The sequence below is a fragment of the Rhizobium etli 8C-3 genome, assembly GCF_001908375.1.
In the GTDB taxonomy this organism is placed as follows: Bacteria; Pseudomonadota; Alphaproteobacteria; order Rhizobiales; family Rhizobiaceae; genus Rhizobium; species Rhizobium etli_B.
This window is the reverse complement of sequence record NZ_CP017242.1, coordinates 125,180-150,407: the sequence shown is the minus strand read 5'-3', so window position 1 is coordinate 150,407 and position 25,228 is coordinate 125,180. Positions and strand designations below refer to the sequence as shown.

21 protein-coding genes and 4 pseudogenes are annotated in these 25,228 nt (G+C 56.9%); 10 read left to right on the top strand and 15 right to left on the bottom strand.

The genetic code is table 11. The features are described 5' to 3' along the window. Positions 1-323 precede the first annotated feature (323 nt). The 10 genes from AM571_RS21195 to tnpA all read right to left on the bottom strand — a co-directional run bounded on the left by AM571_RS21195 (position 324) and on the right by tnpA (position 8,652). A complete protein-coding gene (locus tag AM571_RS21195) occupies positions 324-1,556 on the bottom strand; it encodes a hypothetical protein (RefSeq protein ID WP_237358592.1) in 1,233 nt (410 codons plus the stop codon). Then, on the bottom strand, positions 1,468-1,944 hold the full coding sequence (locus tag AM571_RS37515; protein ID WP_237358596.1) for a thermonuclease family protein: 477 nt from the start codon (positions 1,942-1,944) through the stop codon (positions 1,468-1,470). Before AM571_RS37515 ends, AM571_RS21195 begins: the two co-directional genes overlap by 89 nt. 372 nt (positions 1,945-2,316) lie before the next feature. Further along, positions 2,317-2,565, bottom strand: a complete 249-nt coding sequence (locus tag AM571_RS21185) for a hypothetical protein (RefSeq protein ID WP_237358591.1) — start codon at positions 2,563-2,565, stop codon at positions 2,317-2,319. Between the two features lie 301 nt (positions 2,566-2,866). Beyond that, positions 2,867-2,998 carry a hypothetical protein gene (locus AM571_RS38025; RefSeq protein WP_257788699.1) on the bottom strand — a complete coding sequence of 44 codons (132 nt, stop codon included), beginning with the start codon at positions 2,996-2,998 and terminating at the stop codon, positions 2,867-2,869. 645 nt (positions 2,999-3,643) lie between these two features. After that, positions 3,644-3,874 (bottom strand): calcium-binding protein, encoded by a 231-nt coding sequence (locus AM571_RS36420; protein WP_155774496.1) that lies wholly within the window; start codon positions 3,872-3,874, stop codon positions 3,644-3,646. Then, on the bottom strand, positions 3,846-5,534 hold the full coding sequence (locus AM571_RS21170) for a calcium-binding protein (RefSeq protein ID WP_074063487.1): 1,689 nt from the start codon (positions 5,532-5,534) through the stop codon (positions 3,846-3,848). The genes AM571_RS36420 and AM571_RS21170 overlap by 29 nt, the downstream gene beginning before the upstream one ends. A gap of 108 nt (positions 5,535-5,642) precedes the next feature. Then, the gene (locus AM571_RS21165; protein ID WP_064697834.1) at positions 5,643-6,209 is read right to left on the bottom strand and encodes a UPF0149 family protein; all 567 of its coding nucleotides are present in this window, start codon (positions 6,207-6,209) and stop codon (positions 5,643-5,645) included. Beyond that, positions 6,206-7,780, bottom strand: coding sequence for an IS66 family transposase (gene tnpC, locus AM571_RS21160; RefSeq protein WP_074061610.1), 1,575 nt, complete (start codon positions 7,778-7,780; stop codon positions 6,206-6,208). Before tnpC ends, AM571_RS21165 begins: the two co-directional genes overlap by 4 nt. A 48-nt stretch (positions 7,781-7,828) precedes the next feature. Then, positions 7,829-8,185: an IS66 family insertion sequence element accessory protein TnpB gene (gene tnpB, locus AM571_RS21155; RefSeq protein ID WP_064697832.1), complete on the bottom strand. Its 357-nt coding sequence runs from the start codon at positions 8,183-8,185 to the stop codon at positions 7,829-7,831. Then, a complete protein-coding gene (tnpA, locus tag AM571_RS21150) occupies positions 8,182-8,652 on the bottom strand; it encodes an IS66-like element accessory protein TnpA (protein ID WP_074061609.1) in 471 nt (156 codons plus the stop codon). The genes tnpB and tnpA overlap by 4 nt, the downstream gene beginning before the upstream one ends. Before the next feature lie 1,615 nt (positions 8,653-10,267). Between tnpA and AM571_RS21140 the strand changes: the two genes are divergently transcribed. Next, entirely contained in the window at positions 10,268-10,633 is a 366-nt protein-coding gene (locus tag AM571_RS21140) for a ribonuclease E inhibitor RraB (RefSeq protein ID WP_237358590.1), read from the top strand. A 90-nt stretch (positions 10,634-10,723) separates the two neighbouring features. On the opposite strand, the gene AM571_RS21135 is transcribed toward AM571_RS21140, so the two are convergent. Further along, entirely contained in the window at positions 10,724-11,794 is a 1,071-nt protein-coding gene (locus tag AM571_RS21135) for an NAD(P)/FAD-dependent oxidoreductase (RefSeq protein WP_074063484.1), read from the bottom strand. Between the two features lie 616 nt (positions 11,795-12,410). Between AM571_RS21135 and AM571_RS36415 the strand changes: the two are divergent. Then, positions 12,411-12,651, top strand: a pseudogene (locus AM571_RS36415) (IS5/IS1182 family transposase); the annotation flags it as partial. 522 nt (positions 12,652-13,173) lie between these two features. Here the strand turns inward: AM571_RS36415 and AM571_RS21120 are convergent. Together AM571_RS21120 and AM571_RS21110 are read right to left on the bottom strand one after the other, a co-directional pair. Then, positions 13,174-13,320, bottom strand: a complete 147-nt coding sequence (locus AM571_RS21120) for a DUF1127 domain-containing protein (protein ID WP_074063481.1) — start codon at positions 13,318-13,320, stop codon at positions 13,174-13,176. 772 nt (positions 13,321-14,092) lie between these two features. Continuing rightward, the gene (locus AM571_RS21110; protein ID WP_074063480.1) at positions 14,093-14,953 is read right to left on the bottom strand and encodes a MipA/OmpV family protein; all 861 of its coding nucleotides are present in this window, start codon (positions 14,951-14,953) and stop codon (positions 14,093-14,095) included. A gap of 550 nt (positions 14,954-15,503) precedes the next feature. On the opposite strand from AM571_RS21110, the pseudogene AM571_RS37510 reads away from it, so the two are divergent. Then, a pseudogene (locus tag AM571_RS37510) lies at positions 15,504-15,850 on the top strand (AraC family transcriptional regulator); the annotation flags it as partial. Here AM571_RS37510 and AM571_RS36410 read toward each other — a convergent pair. Together AM571_RS36410 and AM571_RS21100 are read right to left on the bottom strand one after the other, a co-directional pair. Then, positions 15,844-15,970, bottom strand: a pseudogene (locus AM571_RS36410) (AraC family transcriptional regulator); the annotation flags it as partial. The pseudogenes AM571_RS37510 and AM571_RS36410 overlap by 7 nt on opposite strands. Beyond that, positions 15,964-16,300: pseudogene (locus AM571_RS21100) on the bottom strand (NAD-dependent epimerase/dehydratase family protein); the annotation flags it as partial. The pseudogenes AM571_RS36410 and AM571_RS21100, both read right to left, overlap by 7 nt. Before the next feature lie 220 nt (positions 16,301-16,520). Here AM571_RS21100 and AM571_RS21095 point away from each other — a divergent pair. The 7 genes from AM571_RS21095 (at position 16,521) to AM571_RS21060 (ending at position 25,197) form a co-directional block, all read left to right on the top strand. Further along, positions 16,521-17,432, top strand: coding sequence for an SDR family oxidoreductase (locus tag AM571_RS21095; RefSeq protein ID WP_074063479.1), 912 nt, complete (start codon positions 16,521-16,523; stop codon positions 17,430-17,432). Between the two features lie 378 nt (positions 17,433-17,810). Further along, the gene (locus AM571_RS21090; RefSeq protein WP_074063478.1) at positions 17,811-19,391 is read left to right on the top strand and encodes a class I SAM-dependent methyltransferase; all 1,581 of its coding nucleotides are present in this window, start codon (positions 17,811-17,813) and stop codon (positions 19,389-19,391) included. Next, positions 19,388-19,825: a hypothetical protein gene (locus AM571_RS37005; RefSeq protein WP_196776360.1), complete on the top strand. Its 438-nt coding sequence runs from the start codon at positions 19,388-19,390 to the stop codon at positions 19,823-19,825. Before AM571_RS21090 ends, AM571_RS37005 begins: the two co-directional genes overlap by 4 nt. Before the next feature lie 797 nt (positions 19,826-20,622). Beyond that, on the top strand, positions 20,623-20,847 hold the full coding sequence (locus tag AM571_RS21080) for a hypothetical protein (RefSeq protein WP_074063477.1): 225 nt from the start codon (positions 20,623-20,625) through the stop codon (positions 20,845-20,847). A gap of 930 nt (positions 20,848-21,777) precedes the next feature. Continuing rightward, on the top strand, positions 21,778-22,509 hold the full coding sequence (locus AM571_RS21070; RefSeq protein ID WP_074063688.1) for a helix-turn-helix transcriptional regulator: 732 nt from the start codon (positions 21,778-21,780) through the stop codon (positions 22,507-22,509). Between the two features lie 211 nt (positions 22,510-22,720). Then, the gene (locus AM571_RS21065; protein ID WP_074063475.1) at positions 22,721-23,791 is read left to right on the top strand and encodes a class I SAM-dependent methyltransferase; all 1,071 of its coding nucleotides are present in this window, start codon (positions 22,721-22,723) and stop codon (positions 23,789-23,791) included. After that, the gene (locus AM571_RS21060) at positions 23,788-25,197 is read left to right on the top strand and encodes a hypothetical protein (protein WP_155774495.1); all 1,410 of its coding nucleotides are present in this window, start codon (positions 23,788-23,790) and stop codon (positions 25,195-25,197) included. The genes AM571_RS21065 and AM571_RS21060 overlap by 4 nt, the downstream gene beginning before the upstream one ends. The last annotated feature ends 31 nt before the right edge of the window (positions 25,198-25,228 follow it).

The following is a 25,228-nucleotide window of genomic DNA, read 5'->3' as shown; positions in this document are numbered from 1 at the left end:
GGGGTCGCCGCGGAACGTCGCCCCGGCATTGCACAGGATTGCCTGTAGTCGGCTGATCGAGCCGCTTTCGATCACTTGGATGTCTGACCGACCTCACTAAATTTAACCAGCGGCAACAGGAGCCATATGCGCGACACTCGCCCGATAAAAACTCGGTTGCGACCCCGATCAGGCTTGCGCTAATGAGCACGACCGACCAGAACATGGCAAACGCGAACATCAGGAATATGCCGGTGATCGGAATAGCCTGAAGCACGAAGACTACGGCCGTCGCCACAAGGCCGACGAGCGAGATTGGGATGCATCTGTTCCCCCGGCCCCGACTATAAAGTGTTGAAGTTCGTCTCGACGCCGATCAGCCTCTTGCCGTCTTTCGACCATGTGGCGTTCACGATCATGCTATACGGAATTGATCGAAACGCCCGCCGAACAATTCCCGTTGTTGGAAACTTCGGACCGTTCTTTCGGATCGAGTATCCGGCGGCAACGCGCTGTGTGCCATCCCTCTCAATATAAGGGTGAGCGCTACTGAAGTTGTCGAAGACGCGAAAGCCCTGAGCTTCGAACCAGTCGGTTGCGTAAGATAAATTCTCGTAGGAGCCCAGCAGCCTGAACATGCAGACGTCCGCTTCGTCCTCGTTGTCTATGCGATCCCAATCCATCTCCTTGAGGCGGTCAAGCGACAGCACATCCGTTTCGGCTCTCTTCAGACAGGAAGCCGGATCAGGAAAATCCATCATGGCAACCTTCTGTGAAGCGGTCAGTTTTCGTCTGTGCGTTACCTGGAAAGGTGGCGTTCCTGGACTAGGTTCCGAAACAAACGTAACCCAGAGCAGCTTTCCTCCGTAAAAGAGGTAGCCCGTCAGTTGATAGGCGAGATAGGCCACGACGGCATAGGCGACATAATTTGCGAGTCTCAAAGCGCCGCCATTACGCTCCCGCCTCCGCCAGTCTTGTAGCCGATCACCTGCTGATTTTCCGGCGAGTAGCCAATAGAAATAGCTGACTCCAGCGGCCGCGATCACCACGGCGGCAAGCCTTAACGGATAAGAAACGGGGAAACCAGTTGCCACCAGTCCTGCCAAGAGCCAGATGGCAAGATATTCGCGCCAACTTTTCATCGATTTCCATTCTGTCGCGGCCATGACGATCAGCAGTGGAACCGTCCCGTAGAAGAGGTAACCCGGCGCACGGAATACCGCTCCCCACCAGAGCGCACCAAGAAACATCATCCTGCCGCTGCCGTACGCATCGCCGACCTCCGGGTGATCCGGGAGAAAAAGATATGTCGGAACGGCGTTCAGGAATTCGAACAGTACCGCGAAAACGACGATGCATAGGATAGTGACGAGCGCGACCCTTAACAGCCGAACTAAGATTACCATTATTGATGTCCACGGAGATTGCTGCGTTTCGAGGATGCGTGAAAAAGAAGGCTTTGACCTATCAGCGGCCACTTCGGAAAAATCATAATGATTGCTGCCCGCACCACGGCCGTGGGGTTCTCGGACAGCGGTCTCCTCGACAAATGAACGGAACGGCGAGACCTTCGGCAATCAGGATTTGACCCACGTCCCGTCCTCCGACCTTCAAGACGCCGCAACTGCGTCCGTAATTACACGCGTCCGTTCCTTCGGTACCGGTTGGACAAGCACACGCCACCTTTGTGAGTTGCACGTTTGGCGAACTGACCAGCTCCTTCAGACGCTCTTTTGCGCGGTTGCCCAGTTCCCGTTCATACCTGCATTGAGGGCTGAAGGTCTCAGGTGTGTTGAAGCCAACGAGGCGCGTCCCAGCCTTCTCTCCCGCAACGTGGACGGTATCGCCGTCTGTCACCGCAAACGATGATCCGACCTGCTCCGCCACATGCGGCGACTTGCCAGCCGGACCAAGAAAAAATTGCGTCGGTCCGGTCTCGAACAGTGAGTAAAGAAGGCCGACCATTGCGATAAGTGCCACAATCACTGCATCTCGGACAAACTTTCTACTCCACCACCTGACCTGTCGCGACAGGAAGGAGGATTTGCGGTGTTGCGAGCGACGTGGGTATGGTGCCGAACGGAGTATCGCTATCGCTTCTTGGTGCTGCGTTCCATCGCGCCCGAGAATTTGATTCAGTTTCAGCAGTTGTTTGTCGCTCAACCGAGTCCCGCCACCGTATCTCTCCAGCCTGTGAAGTACGTCCAAGAGAAAGCTCCGCTGCCACGGACTAAGCGTCGCTTCGGCCAGTGCAGCGCGAATATTGGCTTTAAGGTGCTCCGTCTCGAAGAGCACGAGCGCCGCACCGCCTGACTTCGAAGCTGAATAGCGCTGCATCTAGCAAGACGGCTCGACGCGCCGGGTCGATTTTTTATAGTGAAGCCAGATCGCGGCAATGGAGCCAAGCATGGCGAAACAGTACCAGCCGAACATCAGGCCGAGCACCCACTGTTCCTCGCTATTACGAAGACCAAACCCAGTGGCGATCAAAACAACATGAGCAATAAGAAGGCCAACTGCAATGAAGAACACGGACACAACCCCTGTTAGCAAAATCGTTATACGCAAAACAACCGTCGCTTCCAACATGACGCTCCACTCAGATAGGAAGCTGGTAAATGCGCGGTTACGAAACGAGCGGAGCCGACAGTTCAAATGTTAGAGGAGCGACGCCGATGGCCTTCGTTCGTCAGTTTACAATCCCGTGGCAGCCGCCGACCGCCACGCATATAGCCTCCGAAGTATCGCGGAAGACGATTGACATCATCCCACCACCGGGATCATCGCGATTTCGGCTTTTGGCCGGTATGCCGCTTGAAAGTCCATTTCACGACGTAATCGCCGTTGCGCTTCATTTTGGTCTTCGTCTGCACCCGAAAAGCTCCGCCTAATGCCAGCTCGCGGCTTCGAAAGCCTGGCGAGCCTCGGCAAGTGCCTTGTGATAAGCGGTGTTGTCGCGCTTTGGGCTTTCGGCCACGGCCTTAAAAAGGGCAGTCAGTTCAGGTTTGTCCTCGTCCATCAGTTGATTTGCTTCCTTTCGGCCCACGCAATCTTCGCTTAGAAATGGCGCAGCGACAACAACCCAACTCGGGCGAGTCGCAGATAAACTTCGTATTCGAATACGATTGAAGACTTTGTGACGGTCGCGAACGAACCATTTCCACTAGCATATTGTTTGAGCGATAGGCCAGTCGGTGGGACGTCATCCAGCAACACCCCTTGATGTTTGCTGGCTGGTGGCAGAAAGATTGTTTCTTCCGGAACGCGCCACAAGCAGCCATCAGCTTTGATCTATTGCCACGATTCCGGTTCTGTATTGTGTTAGGGAAATCAAGCGCTCGCACCCGCCTAGTTCCTTCGAGGTGCACATGGCCCATTCTTGCACCTGCTGTTCAGACAGGGACAGGCTTGGGCTCCGCCCTGCGCCAATTGCTTGAGGTTCGCCTAGGAGACCACAGTTTGGCTCTGCTGCCGATCAAGTCCCAGCCGTCACTAACTCTTCCCATCAGCGAATCCGTGCTGGCTTCGCGCTCGCACCAGCACATGAACGGCTCTCGAGGCAAGGCATATCAGCACGCTTCCCAACATAAGGAATCTGAACTCACCACTTGTCGCGATGCTCGGCTCGATTCTCGAAAAGGTCGGTTACGCACAGGGTCCAACACTATACCATGTCCCAGGTTACGCCATTTGCGAAAGCTACCTTTTCGACGCCCCAGCCCAACATTGTGATTGTTTCGCCAGTGGATCCGATTGTAATGATTGCGTCATCTCCATCGTCGAAAAGCTCCACATCATCTTCTTCGAGATCAGCAAAGAAGAGGACGTCAAGCTCATCCAGAGAACCTAAGGTATCATTGATAGTGTCATTGCCATCTACCAAGGCTGTATACATACACGTCGGCGCCGGCGTCGCCGCCTAGCACATCGTCGCCAAGACCTCCGATGAGGTAGTCCTTTCCCGAAAGGCCGACAATCGTGTCGGCCGAATTGCTCCCGTTGAACCAACCTGTATTCGATGCATGACCCAGTTCAAGGGAGCTACCATTAGCAAACGACAGTTTCTCAATCGCGTAATTTTCTCCGGCACTGTTGTACTGGTTATCAAGCGTGATTGTTTCACCTGTGCCGTTTATGGTAATCAAGAGATTCTCGCCGGCACGGAAAAATGCGAGCTCAGAAAAATTTAGATTTGTAAATTGCAGAACATCAGTCGCGGTGCTTTCTGCCGCGTCAGTCAAAATATCGTCGCCATCACTTTTCGTATAATAGTACGTGTCACTTCCCTGCCCCCCGTTGACTGCATCGTTGCCTGAACCGCCATTTAGATGATCACTTCCCCCCGCGCCGTCCAGCGCGTCATCGCCCCCCGCCCCTAAGACGACGTCTTCACCAGAAGTGCCTTGGAGGCTGTCATTGCTGGCTCCGCCTTCAATGGCGCCTGAAAGCGCTGTCTCAACCCCGAATATCGCTGTGTAAAGCTCCTGCTCATAGACGATCAATACCCTGGTCAACTGAGCGAGATTAAAATCGTAGTATGTGTCATAGACGGCATTTAAGCCCACGGTGCCACTGGATGCACTGTAAATTTCCTTGCCACCTAGGAAATACCCCGTACTCTCTACTGCGAAACCAGAAAAATCGGTGTTGTGAAGTCCCCACCAATCTGCGCCTTCTAACGAGACGAGGATCTTGTCGAGCGACGTATAGTCGCGAATAATGTCGAATGTTCCCCGTACAGTGCTATCGAACACATAGTTGCTTACGTCGGGATCCCAACGTCCGACCCTTGACGCGCCAAGGACACTAGCTACGAGAAACGTGTCTCCGCCGCCACCGCCAGTCAAATAATCGGCAGAGCCGTCACTTTCCGACGCTGAGGATCCAAAGGCGCCGGATGCTGCACCATCTGCCAGTGCCGCTAATTCTCCTGTTCCTCCTACCAGGATATCGTCACCGTCATTGCCAAATAAAATGTCTGCGCCCTCGCGGCCGACGACAACATCCTTACCGTTGCCCCCGTAAAGAAAGTCATTGCCTGTCCCCGAGGCTATCGTATCATTCAGATCGAGCCCGACAAGCACGACAGCATCGTTTCTATCGCCGGTATCAATCGCCGTAAATTGATTCGAGTTATTCACCAGAACGAGCCCGACTGTCTTGCCATCGCTAAGGCTCTGACCTTGCTGCTTTCCGATTTGCTCGAGGTCGGAGTTGAAAACAAAACCCAAATAGGAGTTTCGATCCTGGATGCCCATTTCGGCGTGAATGGCGTTCACGAATTCGACGGTTTCACCCACGTAGTCCTGGCCGGGTGTGGTGTAGTTCGGTGGTGTCACATCGTCGTGGCTCAATATCGCATGGGCAAGTTCGTGAGCTAAAGCGGCAGCCACCGGATACTGAATAATGGTGCCTTTGCTCGAAACGAAACTGACGTCGGCCAATCCTGGCAAGTCGTAGTTAACGATTTGCGAACCAAGCTCGGCGCTGTTGCCACCCCCCTCGTTGTTTCGAAATACTAAATACCGCCCGGACGACACGGACAGCTCAAGCATGACTCTGCCTTCGAACGTTCCGTAGATACTTGTAAGAGCAGCTTCAACGTGAGCGCGACGAACAGCCCACGGCTTTCAGCGTTGACGGCATCGCAACAGCACCCTTTGTCAGAGCTTCTGCTTTGCCCGCTTCGGCATGAAGTAGGTTCGGATATTGACAAGTGCTTCGGCGACGTCCGCAGCATCCTGGCGGGTTGCTTTGTGTTTTGCGTCGCCGAGCTTGCGGATGGGCGCGATGATGTCGCCAGTGACGGCATGACCTCGAAGGACGGGCTGCCAAAGCCTCGGCGCGTATTGTGTTCCCAGCAGAAAGCAGAGGTCCCAATCGAATGGATCAAAGGTCTGGTCATCGATCCTGGTGAACCTGGGCCGGTGGTCTTTCGGCGTTTCGGCAAGGCTTGCGGAGATGCGGTTATACTCCGCAACGATCGTCTGCACGGCCCGATGTTCTGTTGTTTCCATCGGCAGGTTCAGGGCATCCGGGCCAGTCAGCTCCGGGATCCATTGACGCGGGTCGATGAACCTTGGGCCGATGATGAGGGCCGTAAGATAGCCATCGAGACCGCTCATTGACCAAATCGGCGATGCTGGACGACGTCCCCTGATAAACGCCTCGAACGCCTCATCATCAAGCTTCGGTCGTGCGGTCGTCATGCCCTGGCTGTTGTGCGTCATGCCGCCCGTCGCTCCTGCTCTGTCATCGCCTCGCGCTCAGCCTTCCAGTTCCACGGCAGGAGACTTTCCATCTCGCTGGCTTTCACTTTGCCCGCGACGATGCGTTCCAGCACATCGGCAAGCCAGACCTCGGGGTCCACACCATTCAGTTTACAGGTGTTGACGAGCGATGCCAGGACCGCGAAGGTCTTGCCACCCCGCTCGCTGCCCACAAACAACGAGTTCTTTCTCGTCAGGGCCACGGATTTCATCGAACGCTCGACCACGTTGGAGTCCACTTCGATCCGGCCATCCTCCAGGAAAGCTGCCAGTCCGCTCCAGTGGTTGAGCGTGTAGGTGACGGCCTTGCCAAGCGCCGATTTCGACGACACCTCGTCGCTCAATTCGGTGATCTGGGCCTTCAGTTCTCTCATGACAGGAGCTGCCTCGCGGCGCCTCACTACGAGCCGGGTATCGGCACTTTCGCCGCGCAGTCTCGCTTCGATGCGATAGATCTCGGCAATCCTGGCAAGGATCGACAGAGCCTCCGAGGAGCCGGTGAGCTTGACGACATCGACGAACTTGCGCCGGGCATGGGCAAGGCAGAAGGCCAGCCGCATGGGAGCGACATTGCTCTTCCCCCGGCGCTTGGCCATGGTTTTATAGGCTTGGTACCCATCAACTTGAAGCACGCCGGTAAACGACGACAATTGCCCCTCGACTTCGCGAGCGCCGCGGCTTTCGGCAAAGATATAGGCAACGGCCGGCGGCGCCGGACCATTCCACGGCCGGTCGTCGATTGCCTGGGCCCATAACTGGCACACCTTGGTTCGCTTGCGCCCCGGATCGAGCCGCGGAAGCGGCGTCTCGTCACAGAACACCCTCGGCTGGGAGCGGATGAAGGCGGTGAGCGCATCGTAGAGAAGTTCAAGCCACCAGGCGACCCGCGTGACCCAGGCGCCGAGGGTGCCGCGATCGATGATCACGCCGCAGGAGGCAAGCATCTGCGCTTGGCGATGGAGCGGCAGATGCCAGGCGAACTTCGAAACGGCGACATGAGCGGCAAAGGCGGTGGTCACCATGCCGCCATCCATCACGCGCGCCGGCGCGGGCGCTTGCACAATGACGCTCTCGCAGGCCCGGCATGCATAGCGCGGACGGATCGTCCGTTTGACCCGGACAACCGCGGGCACGATGTCGAGCGCCTCGCTGACATCCGTGCCGATGCAATGAAGCTCGAATGAGCAGCAGGGGCAGACTTTGCTCTCCGGTTCGATGATCTCGTCATAACGCGGAAGGTGTTTGGGCAAACGGCCGATATTGCGAGCTGGCGATCGCCGTGCCTGCGTCTTGTCCTCGGCGACGGGCGCGACATCGTCATTGGCAGCAACGGGAATGTCGCCGAGATCGCCAAGGTCGAGCATTGCCTGCGTCGGATCGATGATCGTCATCTTCTCCGATTTCGTCCCGAAGAGCTGGCGCTCAAGGAAGGCCACGCGCGCTTTGAGATCGGCATTCTCTTCATCGAGCGAGAGAATGATCCGGGTCAATTGCGCAGCATCCTGGGGCAAGGGATCGGGTCGAAGCGGCATGGCAGACCCTACCATATGAGCCTGAATCTTCAAGCAAAACCAATAGGATCAGCCTGCTTTCGTCGGCCTTTTTACCGGGTTTCGCTTGACCCGCGTCCAGTCAATTCCGGCCAGCAATAGCGAGAACTCTTGGCTACTCATCTGCATCGCGCCATCGCGGACCGGTGGCCAAACGAACTTCCCGCCTTCCAACCATTTCGTCGCCAGGATCATGCCTGATCCGTCCCAATAAATGCAGCGAAGTCGATCGCAACGCTTGGCGCGGAACACGAACACGTCGCCGCAGTAAGGATCGGCCGCAAGCGCTGACGCCACCAAGGCCACCAAGCCATTCATGCCGCGCCGGAAGTCGACAGGCTGCGTCGCCACCATGATCTTCACGCCATTTGGCGAAACTCCGATCACCGGCGCCCTCGCAACGCCGCTACTACCGCCTGCGCCAACTCGGGCGCCACTGCGCCGATAACGCTCAGCCGCGCCCCGGCAATCTCGATCTCAATCCGACCGGCGGCGACGTGGGCGACATCCGACGGCGATTCCTGGCGTGACGTTCGATCGCCAACCACCGTCACCGGCACGAACATCGCCTGCTGCGCGCAGGCCTTCGCGGTTCGTTGAGAGGTCAGCCCAGCGTCCCGACGCCAGACGTTCAGCAAGCCGCGATTGACGCCCCAGCGCCGGGCAACGGCCGAGATGTTCACGTCAGGTTCCGCGCTTTCCGCCAGGATCTGCGCCTTCTCCTCGTCAGTCCAATTCCGCCGCTGCCGCCGACCGGTGATCACCTCGATCCGACGATACTTTCCCTCATGCCTGGCTTCATGCATGCCTTCATCCATGACTTCAAGCATGGCATCAGCGCGATCTCCAACCATTCCATTCCGCTCCTATCGATGAAGGAGCTTATCTCGCGGGCTCTACCAACAAAGAAAAGGTGGGCTGTTCGTCGCGCTCACGCTTCAATCGTGGCGATGTCGCCGGGATTGGGACTATCGTAGATCACATTGTCTAGAACATCTTGAAGGCTCATCGATTAGCACCCGATTTTTGCGTGGACCGTTGGGAGATCATTTCGAGTATCGTAGTGAAGAGGACCGTCTCGCTTGCCTTTATCTGGCCATACCTTAGGCGAGCTAGAATTTTGTTGAACTTTCCTAGTGTATAAATGCAGGAATCATCGTTGAACGAACGCGATCTTTTTATACGATCGAGACAAGTAAGGAACTCTTCCTCGACCAGATTATTATTGATCAATGTATTTACGAAATACTCTGGCTTCTTATGCACATTTATGGGAGCAACGTTTGCATTTGCGGGCGAAGGCACACAAGTTCCAAGAAAAATGGAAATGTACATCGCGGACATAATAATGGAACTCTCAAGAGAGAACTTTATGGCGCCGAAAACCGTATCTTCTGACATCGCTACGTTTCTACCTTGATTCAAAAGCACTCACATTCTTGCGCCCGATTTTCTCCAAACTAAGAATGTCTCTCATGGTACCATGAATTCCAACAAAAATCGTTTAGGTTGTAGGCCTATTACTAGCCATGGACCACGTGTGGTGCAACCCTAAAGCGAAGGAGGCGGAGCTGGTGTCTGTACATACTTTCCGGAATGTTGCCAGTTATGCGCTCTGTATCGGGATGTGACGATCGTCGTAACCTGGAATTTGCGAAGCAATCCGCTGATCAGGCCATGGCGACCCAACCAAAAGGCCTCGTCGCTCGGACGAAGGAAGATGAAGTCTCGCGGAGACATCTCAAAGCCTCTATCACTTCAAGCTCGACCCGCCGAAGGGCGCATCGTAGGGGCTTATGCGAGACGCAAAATTGCGCTTGAAAGTGAAACCGGCGACGATCCGCATACATTGCCGGCCGCCCTGTGTACACAGACGAAAAATTTGCCTGAAGCGTAACCCCGTGCTCGACGTCAATCGTGACAGGGACGAGAGCTGGAGCGACGTCGAGAGGATTTCCTTCGGTTGAATTCGATGCACGGCATCGATTTTTCGGTCGAGGGACACCGTGGGAAACGATACAAATCACAGTAACGGCCGGCGATATCCATCGGGATGAAGGCCGATATGGTCGCATTTCATGACGATGACGCCAAGGCGGCAATCGTTACATTGCTGCTCGACTGGAAGCATCTCAGGCACGAAAGACCGACATATATGGTGTAATCGCGGGCACGAGGTCCCTCTGGATCCAATCATGAACTTGGAAGGTGGCTGCTCCCGATATGATGAGATACGGGCTCTCGCCTGGACGCCGGGCCCAGCATCAATGGAGAACAGCCACGACAGAGTATATCGTAAGCGCTATCCCAATCGCACCTTGACCAGGATGCTTTATGCCGTTTCGAAGACTGCCGCCATGACGGGGACGGCAGCTTCGCGCCAGGACATCGGAGCTTCAGCCAAGTTGCATCCACATCTGAAAAAATCTACTGAAAGAAATGCTTCAAGGTATTTTGTTCGGTATAGTTATGACGACCATTCTGGACCCCATCGGGGTGGATGAGGTTCGGCTTAGAGCGGAACGAGCGGCGGATGCTGATGTACTCTCCAGCTTGCAAATGAATGGGGATTGCTCTTCCGTGGTTCGGTCAATCGACCTCCGCTTCATTGGCTCTAAATCAGCGATATCGGAACTCTCGGAAGCGGCTGCTGAACTTGGCTTCACCGTAATCCAGTCCGTGCGAATGCCTGACGGCAAAGTTGCTATCGACCTATCGCTGCGATCGGACGCCCGATCTTCTTCAATTGACAGCCTTACTTTGACCGCGCTGAAAATCGAAAAGCGTTTCAACCTGCGGTACGATGGATGGGGGACAGTCGCCACGAAGTGCTGACTTACTGCTGCTTCGGGCCGGAATCGGACAGGGTCAGTGGGCAGCGATGCGCTAGAAGCGGACATGGGCACGACATCTGAAGTAGGCATCCTAGTGGGGAGTTAGCGTGGCGTTTTTGCCCCTGACTTCCATTATCTCTTCTGCGGTCACGCGACCCATCAACGGCGCAAGAATGACGCCTGGATGACCGACTGCGAGGTAGAGATTCTCGACTTCGGACAGAAATCCCATACGCGGTAAGCCGTCGACAAAAACCGGACGCTCTCCGATTTCCGCACTCTTCAGTGTGACTTGGGCAGGCAAATCCAGTTCGTCCTTCATTACGGCAAGCAGCGTCTCACCGATCAGCTTAGGGAGATTCTCGTCTCCATTTGCCACGTAAGATTTCGCAACAAGCAAAGTGCCGTCGGTGGCCTGTCTGATTTCCAACCGAGGGCCCCGCAAGATATGGCTTATGATAGGGCGATTACATCCGTAGCGGAGAAGCAAGGCCGGAGATGTCGTCAGGCCGGTTTGAATGCCAAGTCCGTCAGTCAGCTCTTGGATACCAGGACCGGCTGACATAACGACGATGTCGGCTGGGATTGTCTCATGCCCAACTTTTAATCCAGAGACCTTGCCGTTTGCGGTTTCGATGGCGTAGGCGGTCGCGCCGAAGAGAGTGGAGCCGCCAGCAGCAACTGCGGCAGCTACCAGGTCTATAGCAAGCTGCCCTGGGTCGAGAGCCAGATCATCTGGCGAAAAGGCGGCGAGGTCTGGTGCTCGGCGAATACGGGGCTCTAATTCCTGTAATGTCTTTCGCGACAATAGTTCGACACGTTCCCCGGCGTGTCGATGAAGCTCGGCGAACGTCTCTGTTTCCTCTGCCGTACTTTTCCACAAAAGGGCACCAGAACGTGCGCAGGCAAAGGCGGTTGGTAGGACAACTTGCAAGGCCCGGTATTCGGCAACTGCCTCGCGCCAAAGGGCATAGCTCTGGTCGCCGGGGGTTCCATTGATGACATTGATCCAACCGAAAGCCCGTCCCGTTACGCCGGAACCAGCCGTATGCCCTTTGTCCAAGAGCAAGACGTCCGCACCCTGAATGGCCAGATTATATGTGATCGCCGAACCGATGATCCCTGCACCGACAACTACGATGCGCGGCCGATGCTGTGCCAAGCGGAGAGCCTCATTCAATAGAAACCATGGGCGGAGGGCTAAGCCGCGTAGATGACAACGGTGTGAAGCGAATAGCGGTTATTCAGACTATGATGGGTGAGGCAAGCTCATTCTTGCTCAAAGTCACCAGTTCGGTTTCCATTGTCCGCAAAGGGCGGCCGATTGCAGACGAACCCTGCGGCTTCGAGCCATTTGCGGTCATCGATTGTTGATGATGAAACTTAAAGAGTTTGCATATCCACGAGCATCGTCTATCGCACGGTGCGTGTGCTCGACAGAGCCCAGCCATTTTCTCCGGCAGTCAGATTACGGTTATTGCGTAGTTAAAGCATATCAGTAGGCCACAAGTTCTCGTGACCGCAATGGACGACACAGGCTTCTCGGCCGGAACGCAATCTGGGTTCTTGCAAGAGCCGATTGGTCGTGGCAATACGTCCTGTCATGTATGAGCGACCAGCGTGAAGGAGCCCGGGATCGTTGGGTCCGTCCAGTCTGGATGTTCGTCGAGCCTCGCTATAGTAAACCCGACCCTGATGGCGGCCGTCAAAATGTCGCCCAACGGCGGTCGCAAGGCAAGACACCGAGCCGCCAAACCAAACGGGATCGTCTTGTCGGGTCGATCCAAACCGATGGCCGGCTGAAATGGCAGGCCTCCACCGGCTACGGCAAGCGGGTTTTGATTGAAACGGCGATGGGCAGATATAAGGGCATCATCGGGCGGGGTTTGCGGGCCGGCCCGGTCATTCTCCGCTCAACAGATGGAGGCTGCCATCGGCGTCGCCATCCTTAACCGAATGCTCACCCGTGCACGCCCGAAATCCGTGCGCTGCAAGGCAACGACGCCGACAACAACATGATCAACGTAATCAAAGACTGAATTGCGCCCGCATAACTATCCGTGCACCAGGCCTCGCCAAAGCGCTCAGTCCCTCCGTTAACTCCGTATGCTGGGTATACACTCATGTCCTTGAACCACGGCATGAGGTGAGCGATTTCAACTCGGTCTGGCTTATGGAGGACTGGTCCGAAAACAAAAAAAGCCTGCCGCGGGGGGAGGTGCGGCAGGCTTTTCCAGAAACCGAACAGCGACTGGGAGGAGGAGTGTCGCTGTTCCCACAGACGACCCTGGGAGGAGGAGTGGGGCCGTTTGAAACCCGAAGCGTCGCGGGAGGAGGTGCATCGCTTCGATGGATTGGATCATACACCGGCCGTCGCTGTTTCCTATAGTTTATGCTGCACTGCAGCTATGCAAGAAATGCAGATCGGAAAGGCTCGCGATGGAGCAAGGGCCAAATGGACCCCGCAGACGAGGAGCCCGCGCAAAAACGCCCGCGTCATCAGCGGGCGTCGAGCAGTCTTGAGACGATAAATCCGTGCGGTTAGCGCGCGATCGATGCGCGGGCAACGCTGCGGATGTCGGCGCGGTCGATACCGAGGTCTTGCAGTTCGCGGGCTGACATGCGGCCAAGTTCGTTAACGGTCTGACGGAACTTGCGCCAATTGTTGAAAGAGCGTGCAACGTTCATGATAATCCCCTTTCCTGAGGGCTTCTGACGTCAGCAGCCTTGCTTGGCTCCGGCGCCGTTTCGATGATTGGAATATAGACACTTCAATCGGTTTAAAACAGTGACAATACCTCGCGTCACCCATGCATGTGGCGCATGTCTTCTACGGTTTCTGTATGAGATGACTATTTTCTGAGCTGAGCATCGTTATCGAACACAGGCGCGCGGTTCGGCATCCTGGTGCGTAGCTGTCCTCAGGTAATTCGACTTGTCCTCATCGCACGGCCGGATGCTGGCGACCGTCCGTCGCGGGCAGAGCAGAGTTCGAGCGCGACCTCATCAGCGACCCCAACTTGTGCATGACGGGGCTCGGAACGAAGGGGGATTGCGGCTTGCCGAGGTCGGATCGGAGGCAACCGCCGCGGCTTGATAGCCCTCCGCCACCTTCGGATCGCGCCAGGAGGCCTTGTCCTCAATGGGAATCGAACGGTCCCAGGAGGGCAGCAGGGAGGCTGCCGTGTATAACCGGTAGGGGCCAAAACGCTCAATGTTGAACTGGTCAGGATTGTTCGGGTCCGACATATCCGAGCCAGAACCTGTGTGACTTGTCGCCGCCGATGTCGGCGACATCAAAGCTGGTCCCCAGCACCCCCGCTCCCGTTCGCCAACCGACTGAGACGGTGAAACAGCTTCCCATCCCCCGGCAGATCCGCCGATCGAGGCACTCAGCTCTCATGCGGGCAGCCTATCGGGTGGTGCAAGGCGCCGGCGTTGGTCGAGCCTGGCCGCCCCGCTAGAATTTATAAACGACCGACAGCAGAGCTGACGGCTGAACATCGTCCTGAACGATTGGACTGTCTTGTGCGTCGCCGGTCAGGAAACCGACGCCTGCCTGACCGCGGATCAGCCAGTTCTCGCTTGCCATGTAGGTAACCGATGCTTCGATATCGACTCGTTTCAGGCCTGCACTAGCATCATATTCCCGCAAGCCCGATCGAATCGACTGTGCCGATGTCACGCCGAAATAGCTTTCCATGTGATTGTCGTCGGCGAACGTGGCGGAAGCGCCTGCCGACAGGATGAAGCGGTCATATTGATGCGACACCGTCGTTCCGAATTTGCCGAGGAGGCCATCGCTGCCACCAACTGTCCTGTCGACGGATGCGTAAAATTCCATCGCCCCCAGTGCGTAGGAAAGCCGTGCTCCCATTACGCCTCCTGCTTCGATATCACCGAGACCTCTCAGGTGGGAGGAATCATCTTCATCCCGGCCCAGTTCGTAGCCGCCCGTCAAGGCCAGCGTGAAGCCGTTCGTCTCCAACAGGTCGACCGTCAATCCGGTTGTGTCGATGCTCATACGATCGCCAATTTGCGCCGAGATCATCGGAATGGGCGAAACCTCGAATTCGTCGGAACCTTCGAATTTCGGCGCATAAAGTGCGCCGACGCCAACGACAACATTCCAGTCCGACAATCTCTGGCGCATTCCACCGAACCGATCCTCGTCGAAATCATCGGCGGCAACAGAGGCCGGCCCCTCGTCTTCAAACGAGTCGGCAGCACGTACCTCGACGGGTAGCGAAGCGATCATCGATACGCTCGCAGCGAAAACGAATGAGCGTGATCGGACGAAGACGAATTTTTTCAATGCCATTGGCGGAACTCCTTGGATATGGTCGAGAGCTTCACTCTCCGTGCGAGACCGATATTGGGTGCGGTCGCGTGCGGTCGCGCCTCAAGGCGCCCGCGTGGTCCCAAGGGCGGTCGCCTATCGGAGGTTTGTGCTGTGGGGAAATGCAGCGGGCACAGCCACGGCGGTTTTTTCGGACAGCGAGAACGTCGCGCGCCTTGCGCGTTTGGCCTCGGCGGCGATCGGTTCGGAGTGCGATGGCGGCCGGCTGAAAGTGCATTCGGTAAGAGCGCGGCGAACGCTCTATCTTTGCCTAGTTCGCGAGGATATATGCGGCAACCAGCCTCGGAATACGCCTATTGACGGCTCGGTCGTTTCTGTCATCGTAAGCATCGAGCATTCACCTCGCTTTGATCGGCACCATCAAACTAGAGGGAGTGTCCATTGAGCAGAATGCCCAAATCCGCAATAAACTTGCCTATTACTGCAACTGGCAATGCACTGACGACAGAAGGCCGCGTGCTGGGCTGGCCTCGCAACCAACCGGAGGGTCGCGTGTCGTCGTCGCTTCTTGATGCGCGACGTGCTGGAACAAGCTGGATACGCCGCCCGTTCCCGCTGGTCCTGGTACCTGCGTGTTCGTTGGCCAAGTCGATGAGCCTTTGGCGGATTGTATCCTGCGCCTAATCCGGATGTCCGATACACCAAACGATCCCGATCCTCTACCCCTCAGTCATGCGCGAGATTTGCTACTGGCTTCTGAGCCGCCCCGCATGGAGGCGAGCTCTACAATCTAACCTTGCCGGAATCGAACACCGAGCGGGTTGCGAAAGCCATCTATTTCTTGCGTGATAATTTGCGCAAGTTCTGCGTGTGGAACAATTGGCAGAAGTGGCGCCAATAAGCCCATTGTCTTTCCATGTAGCCAACCTGGTAGGCCGCCTCCGCCACGTTTGCAGCCTCTGCCACCATCAAACGTCGCGCCTCAAGAAGGCGCAGTTGTTTCTGAAACTGAAGCGGCGTCATGGAGATCAGCGCCTTGGGTTGGCCGCATCGTCCTCGCGGCCAGGGTGCGGGCTGTCCGCGTCATAGACATTGGAGGTGCTTGCCATGATGAACCGCGCCTCGGGCGCGCACGCCTTTGCCGCGGCGATGAGGTTGCGCGTGCCTTCGAGGTTGCTCTTCCAGATCAGGTCGGTGTCGGGCGTTCGAAAAACCGCGGCGAGATGGATGATCGCTGATACGCCCTCCACCGCTCGCATGAGAGAAGCAGGATCGAGAAGGTCCGCCCCCCACCGCGCTCACGCCGGCGGGCGCCTGTTTCCCGCCGCGCACGAGGTCATGACTTGAGCGTTTCCGTTCATCAATCAACGACGCGCACCCCGATTTCGCTAGCTAACCTAGCAATTATGGCTCAGTTCCGAAGATTCCTCGTCAGCCGCAGGAATGTAAGATCAGGCAAGTTTTTTGCGGGTTCGGGCATGGAGGTTTGCCGCGCCGCGGGCATCCTAGCGATGTAGGTGAAAGCGGGTGCGTCGAGACAAACATCGCTCCAAGTCTCGCTGAACTGCAGGGAAGGCAAGGATCATCAATGACGAAGTGGACGACGAAGAACATTCCATCGCAAACGGGCAGCTCGGCGGTCGTCACCGGAACGGGCGGGCTGGGTTTCGAGGACGCTCTGGCCCTGGCGCGCGCTGGCGCGAGCGTCGTGATCGCCGGGCGCAATGCCCAGAGGGGCTCTGATGCCGTGGCCGCGATCAGACAAGCTGTCCCCGGCGCGCAAGTGCGGTTCGGCAAGGTGGACCTTGCGAACCTCGCCTCGATCGCCGGGTTCGCCGCGCAGCTCGCGCAGGAGCAGGACAGCCTCGAACTTCTGATCAACAATGCCGGCGTCATGACTCCACGGGAGCGCCGCCAGACCAGCGACGGTTTCGAGCTGCAGCTCGGCACGAACTATCTCGGCCATTTCGCCCTCACTGCGCATCTGCTGCCGCTCTTGAAGAGGGGAATGAATCCGTGTGTCGTGACCGTCGGCAGCATTGCGGCGCGTAGCGGAGCGATCGACTTCGACGACCTGCAAGCCGAGCGCTACAAGCCTATGCAGGTCTACAGCCAGTCGAAGCTCGCCTGCATCATGTTCGCCTTCGAGCTGAGCCGGCGCAGCAAGGCCGCCGGATGGGGCGTCGAAAGCCTGGCGGCGCATCCCGGCGTCACGCGCACCGATCTGATTCCAAACGGCGCGGGCCGGTCAAGCATAAACGGGATGGTGCGTCGTTTCCTGCCGTACCTGTTCCAGCCCGCGTGGCAAGGCGCCTTGCCCACGCTCTTTGCGGCAACCGACCCGAAGGCACGGAACGGTGCCTACTACGGACCTGATAGCTTTGGCGGGACGCGCGGCTATCCGACCGAGGAGAAGCCTCCCAAGCAGGCGCTGGATACCGCCGTCGCGGCCCGCCTCTGGGAGACCTCCCTGGAACTGACAGGCGTGACGTTCAAGTAAGCCCTCACAAAAGGGGCAAGCCCGCCTTCGACGTCTCACCCATTGGCTGCGTCAGTGGATGCGATGGCTGCTGCCCCGCAGGATTGGGCAAATCATCATTCGACCCGGCGAAGTCGCGGCATCACATCGCGCTGTTGCAGCCGAACCGAACGGAAAGGGAGTTCAATCCGGTGACTGTCAACCAATCTCTTTCGGATGGTCGGTCTGGTGCGGCGTATGGCGTCAGGGTCATGACCGTTTCCTTTACGGGAATGGAACGTGTCAACGATCAGTTTCCAACCTGTTGCGTGGGGTGTCCGCCCGCGTCTTTTCTTTCCTTGCAATCCAACAACAAAGGACCGCAGGCGCAAGCCTTGAGCGTGTCTTGGAGACTTGCTGATGGCATGGTCGTACGGCTACTTTACTGAACTCAATTACACCCACGGATATTATCCGGAAATGAATCCGGCCATGTTGCGCCTAGCCTGCCTATGCAACGCTGTTGAGCCGCAACTGCCCGACGCGCCATCCTATCTGGAGCTCGGCTTTGGGCAGGGAGTTACGATCAATATGCTTGCCGCTGCTTCTTCCGGCTCGTACTGGGGCGCGGACTTCAATCCAGCGCAAACGGTGGAGGCTCGCAAACTCGCCGATGCCTCCCGCGCGGACATTCGTCTGTTCGACGACTCCTTCGAGGAATTTGCCAGCCGGAAGGATCTCCCCGACTTCGATGTCATAGCGCTTCACGGCATCTGGAGCTGGATATCGGAAAAAAACCGCAAGATCATAACAGACATCATCCGGCGGAAACTTCGTCCCGGCGGGATTGCCTATATAAGCTATAATTGCCTGCCCGGCTGGGCTCCTGTCATACCGATCCGCCAACTAATGTCGCTCTACCAGGATTATGGCGGCGGGAAGATGTCGAGACCGATCGAGATGATCGAAGGCGCGGTACAGTTTGCAGGAGAGATCGCAAAGGCCGGCTCGTTCTATTTTCGGGACAACCCTTTCGCCAGACATCACCTAGATCAACTGACAAAACAGGGACGTAACTATCTCGCTCATGAGTACATGAACGCGGATTGGCATCTCGAGCATTTTTCCGACATGGTCCGCAGTCTGGATGACGCCAAGCTTACATATGTCGGATCTGCACGCCTGCTCGATGGTATCGATGCGTTCCAGCTCAACGAAGAGGGCATTAAGTTCGTTTCGCAGATCGGCCATCCGATCATGCGCGAGACAGTCCGCGACTATCTGGTGAACCGACGCTTCCGCACCGACATCTTCGTCAAGGGCCCCCAAATGCTTCCAGGTCGGGAACATCGCGATGCCTGGCACGCGCTGACCTTCGTGCTGACGACGCCGTCGATCGACATTCCTAAAAAAATCTCGTGCGGCAGGGGAGAAGTGGAGCTGCCTGCCGAGAAATACGACCTGATCCTCGAGGTCCTATCCGACGACGACTACAGGCCAAAACGTGTCAAAGAACTCCTGAAACACGACAAGCTGCGAAAGCTCAAGCCTCAGGATGTCGTTGATTACCTGACCATCCTGACGGGGGCTGGTTTCGCGGCCCCGGCCCAGATCCCCTCGGAGAAGGTCAAGGAGCAATGCAGGGCGCTGAACCGGCACATTCTGCAACGGGCTCTTGTCAGCATGGATCTGCATCACATGGTATCGCCGGTGACCGGAGGGGGGATCGGGCTCACGCACATGACGCAGCTATTCGTCTTGGCCTCGAGCGAGGGTAAAGCCAGTGCCGCGGCCTTGGTTAGCTACGTGTGGGATTTCCTGGATAGCCTTGACGAACGCCTTGTGAGAGACGGCAAAAAGATTGAATCCAAGGATGAGAACCTGAAGGAAATCAGGGCTTCGGCAAACAAGTTCCGAAAGTTCGGGCGACCGTTGCTGGAAGCCTTGCAGATCATCGAAAGTCCCAGTGCTGGGGATTCGTCGATGGCGGCCGCAGAATGATGGAGTGCGGCAATGATGATCCCAGCGACGCGAAACATCCTCTTCACCGACATCCTGACATAAAAGCGATGGCGAACTTTAACCGTTTCAGATCGCAAATGGTGTATTATTCTTTTTTGTGTCCTGAGGACGAGAAGGTAACCCTTATTTCCGAGAAGCTCGGACGTTTCCTCCAGGAGGACGACAGCCGACCGGTCGTTATACTTCATCCCCTTCTGGTCGTGCCGGAAGAGGGTCTCACTCGCTGTTCGGAGTTTTTGCCGATGGCTGTCTCGTTGATGGCTCGACATGGAGCGGAGATAATGTACCTCAGCGATCACTTACCAGCACTCGTGGCGGAAGGCGGATTGCCTTGGGATGCGGTAGCTCTGGTACGATATCCGACCCGACAAGCCTTTGCCAAGATGATCGAAGATCCGGAATACTACTTTTAGGCGGTTTTGACGGTGTGTTTGTTAGATCGACGCCGACGCGCGAGGGACGAGGACCAAGGTCTTGGTCGCTCTCGCAGTGGCTTCTCAATGAAGATCCATCCTGTCCGCCAGCCGAAAGAAATATGCCCCAGTCGCTCTAAAGAATCCCACAAGGTTGCCCCGTACAGCGTTCGAAGGGCGCCCTGCGCGGCAGGCTCAAACATGAATGGAAGCCACCTGGACCTCCACCCCCTCCCGACTGCCGAGACCAGGATCATCCGGGATGAGGTTCGTTCGCCCGACGGCGATCACCCGATGCCCGACAGCTATCAGTACCCGCCCGCAACTAAATCCTCGCCGCGGCCGCTCGCCTGTCCGCCGCTACCAAATCATGCTGCGTGTCGTTATCGAGCGCAGGCCCGGCGCGAGCGGCACCGTGACGGTGTCTGCGAGATCGCTGAAGATCTACCGCGCGCGCCCATCGCCCGTGAGCGCCGAAAGACGGGTGAATACGGGCGGACTTGTCCATCGGACAAGGCACAATCGGCGGCCGGCTAATGGATGTCGGCTTTCGACATTTAAGGCGCGTTGATGGTGTTGCGCGCGCCTGGGCGTTCCGGCTCTTCTCACTGACAATCGGCTCCTGGCTCTACTGGATGGAATACGGGCTCTGGTTCCTACTTTTTCCCGCGCCTCTTTAAGCGCATGAATTGTAGGGTTGGGCAAGTTTTTTGCGAGTTTGGGCATGGAACATCGCCCCGCCCCAGGCATCCTTGCGATGTATGTAAACGGGAGTGCGGCAGGCAAGGAGCGCCCAAATGACAAAACGGAGAAGGATATTGGAGGCGCCGATGTTTCTCTTCGGAACGATCAGCTCCGCGATCCTCTTCACGCTTGCCATTCATCGACTGAGCGGCTCGTTTCAAGCGGCGCTTGTTTATGGTGTGTTTTATCTCGTGATCACGCAACTCGGTTACGGCGTCTACGTCTTATATCTCATCTGGCACGAAAGTCGGCGCTTGTCTCAGCTTCGGGGCAACTAGAAAGACAGTTCCAGTCCATCAAAGCGTTCCGAGAGCCAATGACAAAGTCTGGTCATACGCGGATGCTGGGCTCCGGTTGGCTTTTGTCGGCGACAACGATATTGGCGATTTTGCTGATCCAGATCGGCGGCGTCGGCTACATCGCCTGCAATCACGGCGCGGAGCCGCCGAAGTCAGGGCCGAAAGAACCGGGAGATGACGTGAGGTGCCGTCCTGTTGCAACCATAGTCGGTTGATCGTCACCCCGGATTTGAACTCATGCGATTTCTCCACAACGGCGAACTTGCCGTTCGATAGCCCGTTATCAGACAGCGGCTTCAGCGACGTTAACCTTACACCCCTTCCGACCAATTCTCACGGAGAAACTGCGAAACTTACCCTGATCAACGATCTGTCACGATACGATATCTTTCCCTTGCCGATTGGTCGTCTTCTGCCTTCCAACCTCGCGGGACAGCGCCCTAATAATGCGGACACGCAGCACTTGATTGGTGCTTGTAAAATCCGGCTCCGGTCATCCTCGAGCTTGGCGGGCAGAATCCGACCATCGTCGATGCCACCGCAAATCTCGATATTGCCGCCGACGAAAGCTAGTGACGGATCAAAAGATCTCTGAGGCAGACGGGAGCGCTTGAACACCTGGCCGGCTGAAGAAAACCGCCGTCGATGGCCGTCTTCGACGAACTCGGCTGCCGTCCGATGTGTTAATCGCCGACCGGCTCATTGCAATGACGTTGCGCGGCTGGATAGTCGCCCGGATAGGCGACTACTCTACGCAGGAGCCCGCACGGCCGCCCTTTGCCTATATCTGCCACTTGTATTTCCTACAATTCCGCTGCCGAAGCGCTGGCATTAGGATCCGCTTCTCCGATCTGAAGAGTCAGGTTCGAAACACAGATTGAAATGGCGGCAAACCGAAGCATCCCCCCGATAGTCGATCACCGTAGACTGTCATTGTCCCTGAGGACGCTACAGGCAGCGAAGCACCGCGAGGACCTTCACCCTGCACTGGATGAACTTTGCGTGCGATACGGCCTATCGCACATGACATTCCTCGTGGTTTGCAGCGGGGGCAGGTCGGGCTTGTATCCTTACTACTGCACGACCTATCCAGGTAGGTGGACTGAAATATACGTCGACAAGCAGTATTTCGATATAGATCCGGTGATTAACGTTCTTCGCTTGGGTTTCATGCCAGTGGATTGGTCCTCTCTCAATCAGCCGCCAGCACAGGTCTCCCGTGTATTTGAAGAAGCGCGTTCCTACGACATCGGTCCCCATGGCTTGTCAATCCCTATCCGAGGTCCGAAAGGCGAACGCTGTCTGTTTTCCGTGACCTCGAACCTACCCAAGCGCGATTGGTCGCGGCTACGCGCTTCGAGCATTCACGAGCTGCAGATCCTTTCCCACTATCTTCATGAGACGATGCTTTCTGCCAGCGGCCTTCGAGAGGTCAACCGTTATCGGAATCTCTCCAGGCGCGAAAGCCAGTGCCTTCAGTTGCTTGCGAGAGGTCGGATTTCCAAGCAGATAGCAGCGGATCTGGGCATCTCAGAAAACTCCGTGAAGTTGTACCTGCGTTCGGCAAGACTCAAACTCGGTTCTGTTACAAGTTATCACGCCGTTGCCAAGGCAAGCTTCCTCGAGTTGATCAAAATCTAACCGTGATCGATCGCATTCGTGGGCCTGTGTCTCTGTTTCGACTTTCCTGGAAAGATCAACCTGCCGAAATCGGTAGATTGGCTGCCCCCTCGCCTGGGTCCACAGATGGCATTCCAGAAGCTCACGAACGGCGGATGCTGGCGGCAACTGAAACATCTCGATGAACGCTGAGATGAAGCGCGCCACCCGCCGGCTACGATGGGAGGTGGCTATGGTGGATCGCCTAACGATTGAACACTGGCGAAATGCTCCTAGGCTTACATCATTCGCAGAGTTCTTCGAACGGACCGCAAGCGGACACGGTGCAGCACCGGACCTTGCCGAACCGCAACTCGACATGAGCCTGCTCGACTTCGATCTCGAAGGCGCAGTTTTCGCGGATACGCATCAGCGGCTTTGGGGCCATTTTGACCGTCATTACTTTGCCAGCATTCCCTACAGGCTCGAAGAGGAATGCCGCTTGGGTGCTGCGATACTTTCCTTCGGCCTGAGGATCTGGGCACGCAGCGCCACCCCTACGGCAATATACACACTGGGCACGGGCACTGGTTGCCTTGCGCGCACCCTCGCCACACTTGGCAATGGTCGCATCGAGGCGCTCTGCTGCAGTCCAACGGCAGCCAATCGGGCATCGTTCTTGGCAAACAGGGGAAGCGAGCACGCGCACTTCTTTCACGGGCCGTTCTTTGAGTTGGATGACGACCGATACGCGACCGACGAGGATCTTCTCCCGTTTCGGGGCGGATTTGACGTGCTGTTGGAGGACACGACGTTTCAGATGTACGACCGTGATCGGCTAAAGCAGCTGGAATTCGTCGTTCCTCGCATACGGCCTGGCGGTCTCCTCGTGCAGGTGCAGAAGCTCGCTCACGAAGACCGCGACATCTATGAGGAACGCGAGCGGCAGAAGGACGAACTTTTTAAGTCTCGTTTCTTCTCGACAGGTCACATCTCCAAGAAAAGGGATGAAGTCCTGAACACGATGACGGATCTTCAAGTCGATCTGGCGACCACTGTAGCCGCTCTTAGGGCGTTTTTCCGATACTCCGTGCTGACCTGGAACAGCGGGAACTTCTACACTATCGTGTCATCGAACTCCCGGGCTTCCGTGTTGGAACTGATTTCGCTGATGGTGAAGCCGGCTATTCCACCCGGCTATTGCTACGAACGTTTGCCAGCCGCGATCGTCGATACCGAGATAGAGGCGTTGGCTCCTGATCTGACGTGGCGCAGCGCGAACACCATGATGCTGCTCGCGCCGAAGCTTGGCATCATGAAATGACGGCAACCCCAAACGCCGGCGAGCATTGCAGCGCGGCCGACGTGCGACGCGCGTTGTCTGCCTTGATGCCGCATCTTACCTCCTTCTGGGATCGTCCCCTTCGAGACTACGCGTCGGTTGCCCACGACGTCGAGAAATTCCGTTCCGAGTGTCACCTGCGTCGTCATGCGATGGAGCTGCTCCGCGGCTGCATCGAACGGGCGGCGCGGAGGTCCGGTTACGACCTTGAGGAAGCTCGAAGCGCCGGCCTTCAGTTGATGGCGTCGCCGGTGCTACAGACTGGTCCCCACTGCCTGCTGCTGATCGAACCGGATGCGTTCTACACGCATCTGTTCAGCCTGTTGGGCCTGAACGCCCATGGCCGCGAATGGTACATCACGTATCACGCCTCGACCGTCAGTTTCTCGGAGAAGTCAAAGAAGGGTCCCGGCTGGCTCTGGCTCCAAGACGAACCCCTCAACGTCTTCGGCTTACCCCGGAGCCGGATGGATGCATTCAGCATCTGCGGTTTGAATGGTCCCTATCGCTTCGCTTTCTCGAATGCCAAAGGCGATCCGGCTCCAAATGAGCCTGCTGCCCATCTCCTCGCCGAACTGCCGTCGGATGAATTTACTTCTGCGGCCGACGCAATCAGGGCAGCCAACCAAACCCTCTGGCGCGGCAAGCTCCCCTCCCCCATCAAGCTGCTGCAGCTCGATGATTTCGACATCGCAGACCTGGTCGCCGACCATCTCGACGACGCGGGATCCTGGATGTCAGCTGGCCTTATCGGAGACGGAAGGGTTGCCGAGAGCATCCTGGCCGCCATGGATCGCCTGAACATTGGACCCTGGCGGGGTTGGGTACGCAGAACGACCGATTTCTTCTGGCGCATGGAAAAGGGTAGGATTGTTCCGCTCCGCCTCCACGAAAACGCCCTCAGGGCGGCGGCCCCGTCCGGATTCGAAGTGAAGTTCCGGCCGGACAGCATCGCAGCGGCGCTTCGGCAACGAGCGATCGTGCCCAGCCTCTATACAGTGTTCCTGGTGACTTCCATCCTGCCCGGCGTGAGGGCACTTGGGGGATGTCGCCAGACCATCTACTACCCTCTCATGCGCTACCTTACTGCGGTCGGCCTTGAGCAATCGGGTAATTTCGACCTCTTGACTGAACTGCGTGGGGACGAGCGACCCGGGCTTTGGGGCCATCGTGTCTTGAAGCCTGCTGGCGGCTATCCATTCCAGGAGATCGATCTTTTCGGAGCGGCCGCGACACCCCTTTCAAAATACGCGGAGATGCCTTTGGTGCAGTCGAGCGGTGATCTCGCAAGTTTCACCGGGGATCCCAACTGGGCGGACCTGTCGGAGTACATCGCCAGAGGGGCCATCACCTCGGGGTCGGTCGAGTGGCAGTGGCCGGGTTCGTAATCGAGGATGGATGCTGGGCGGCTTGGCTGCT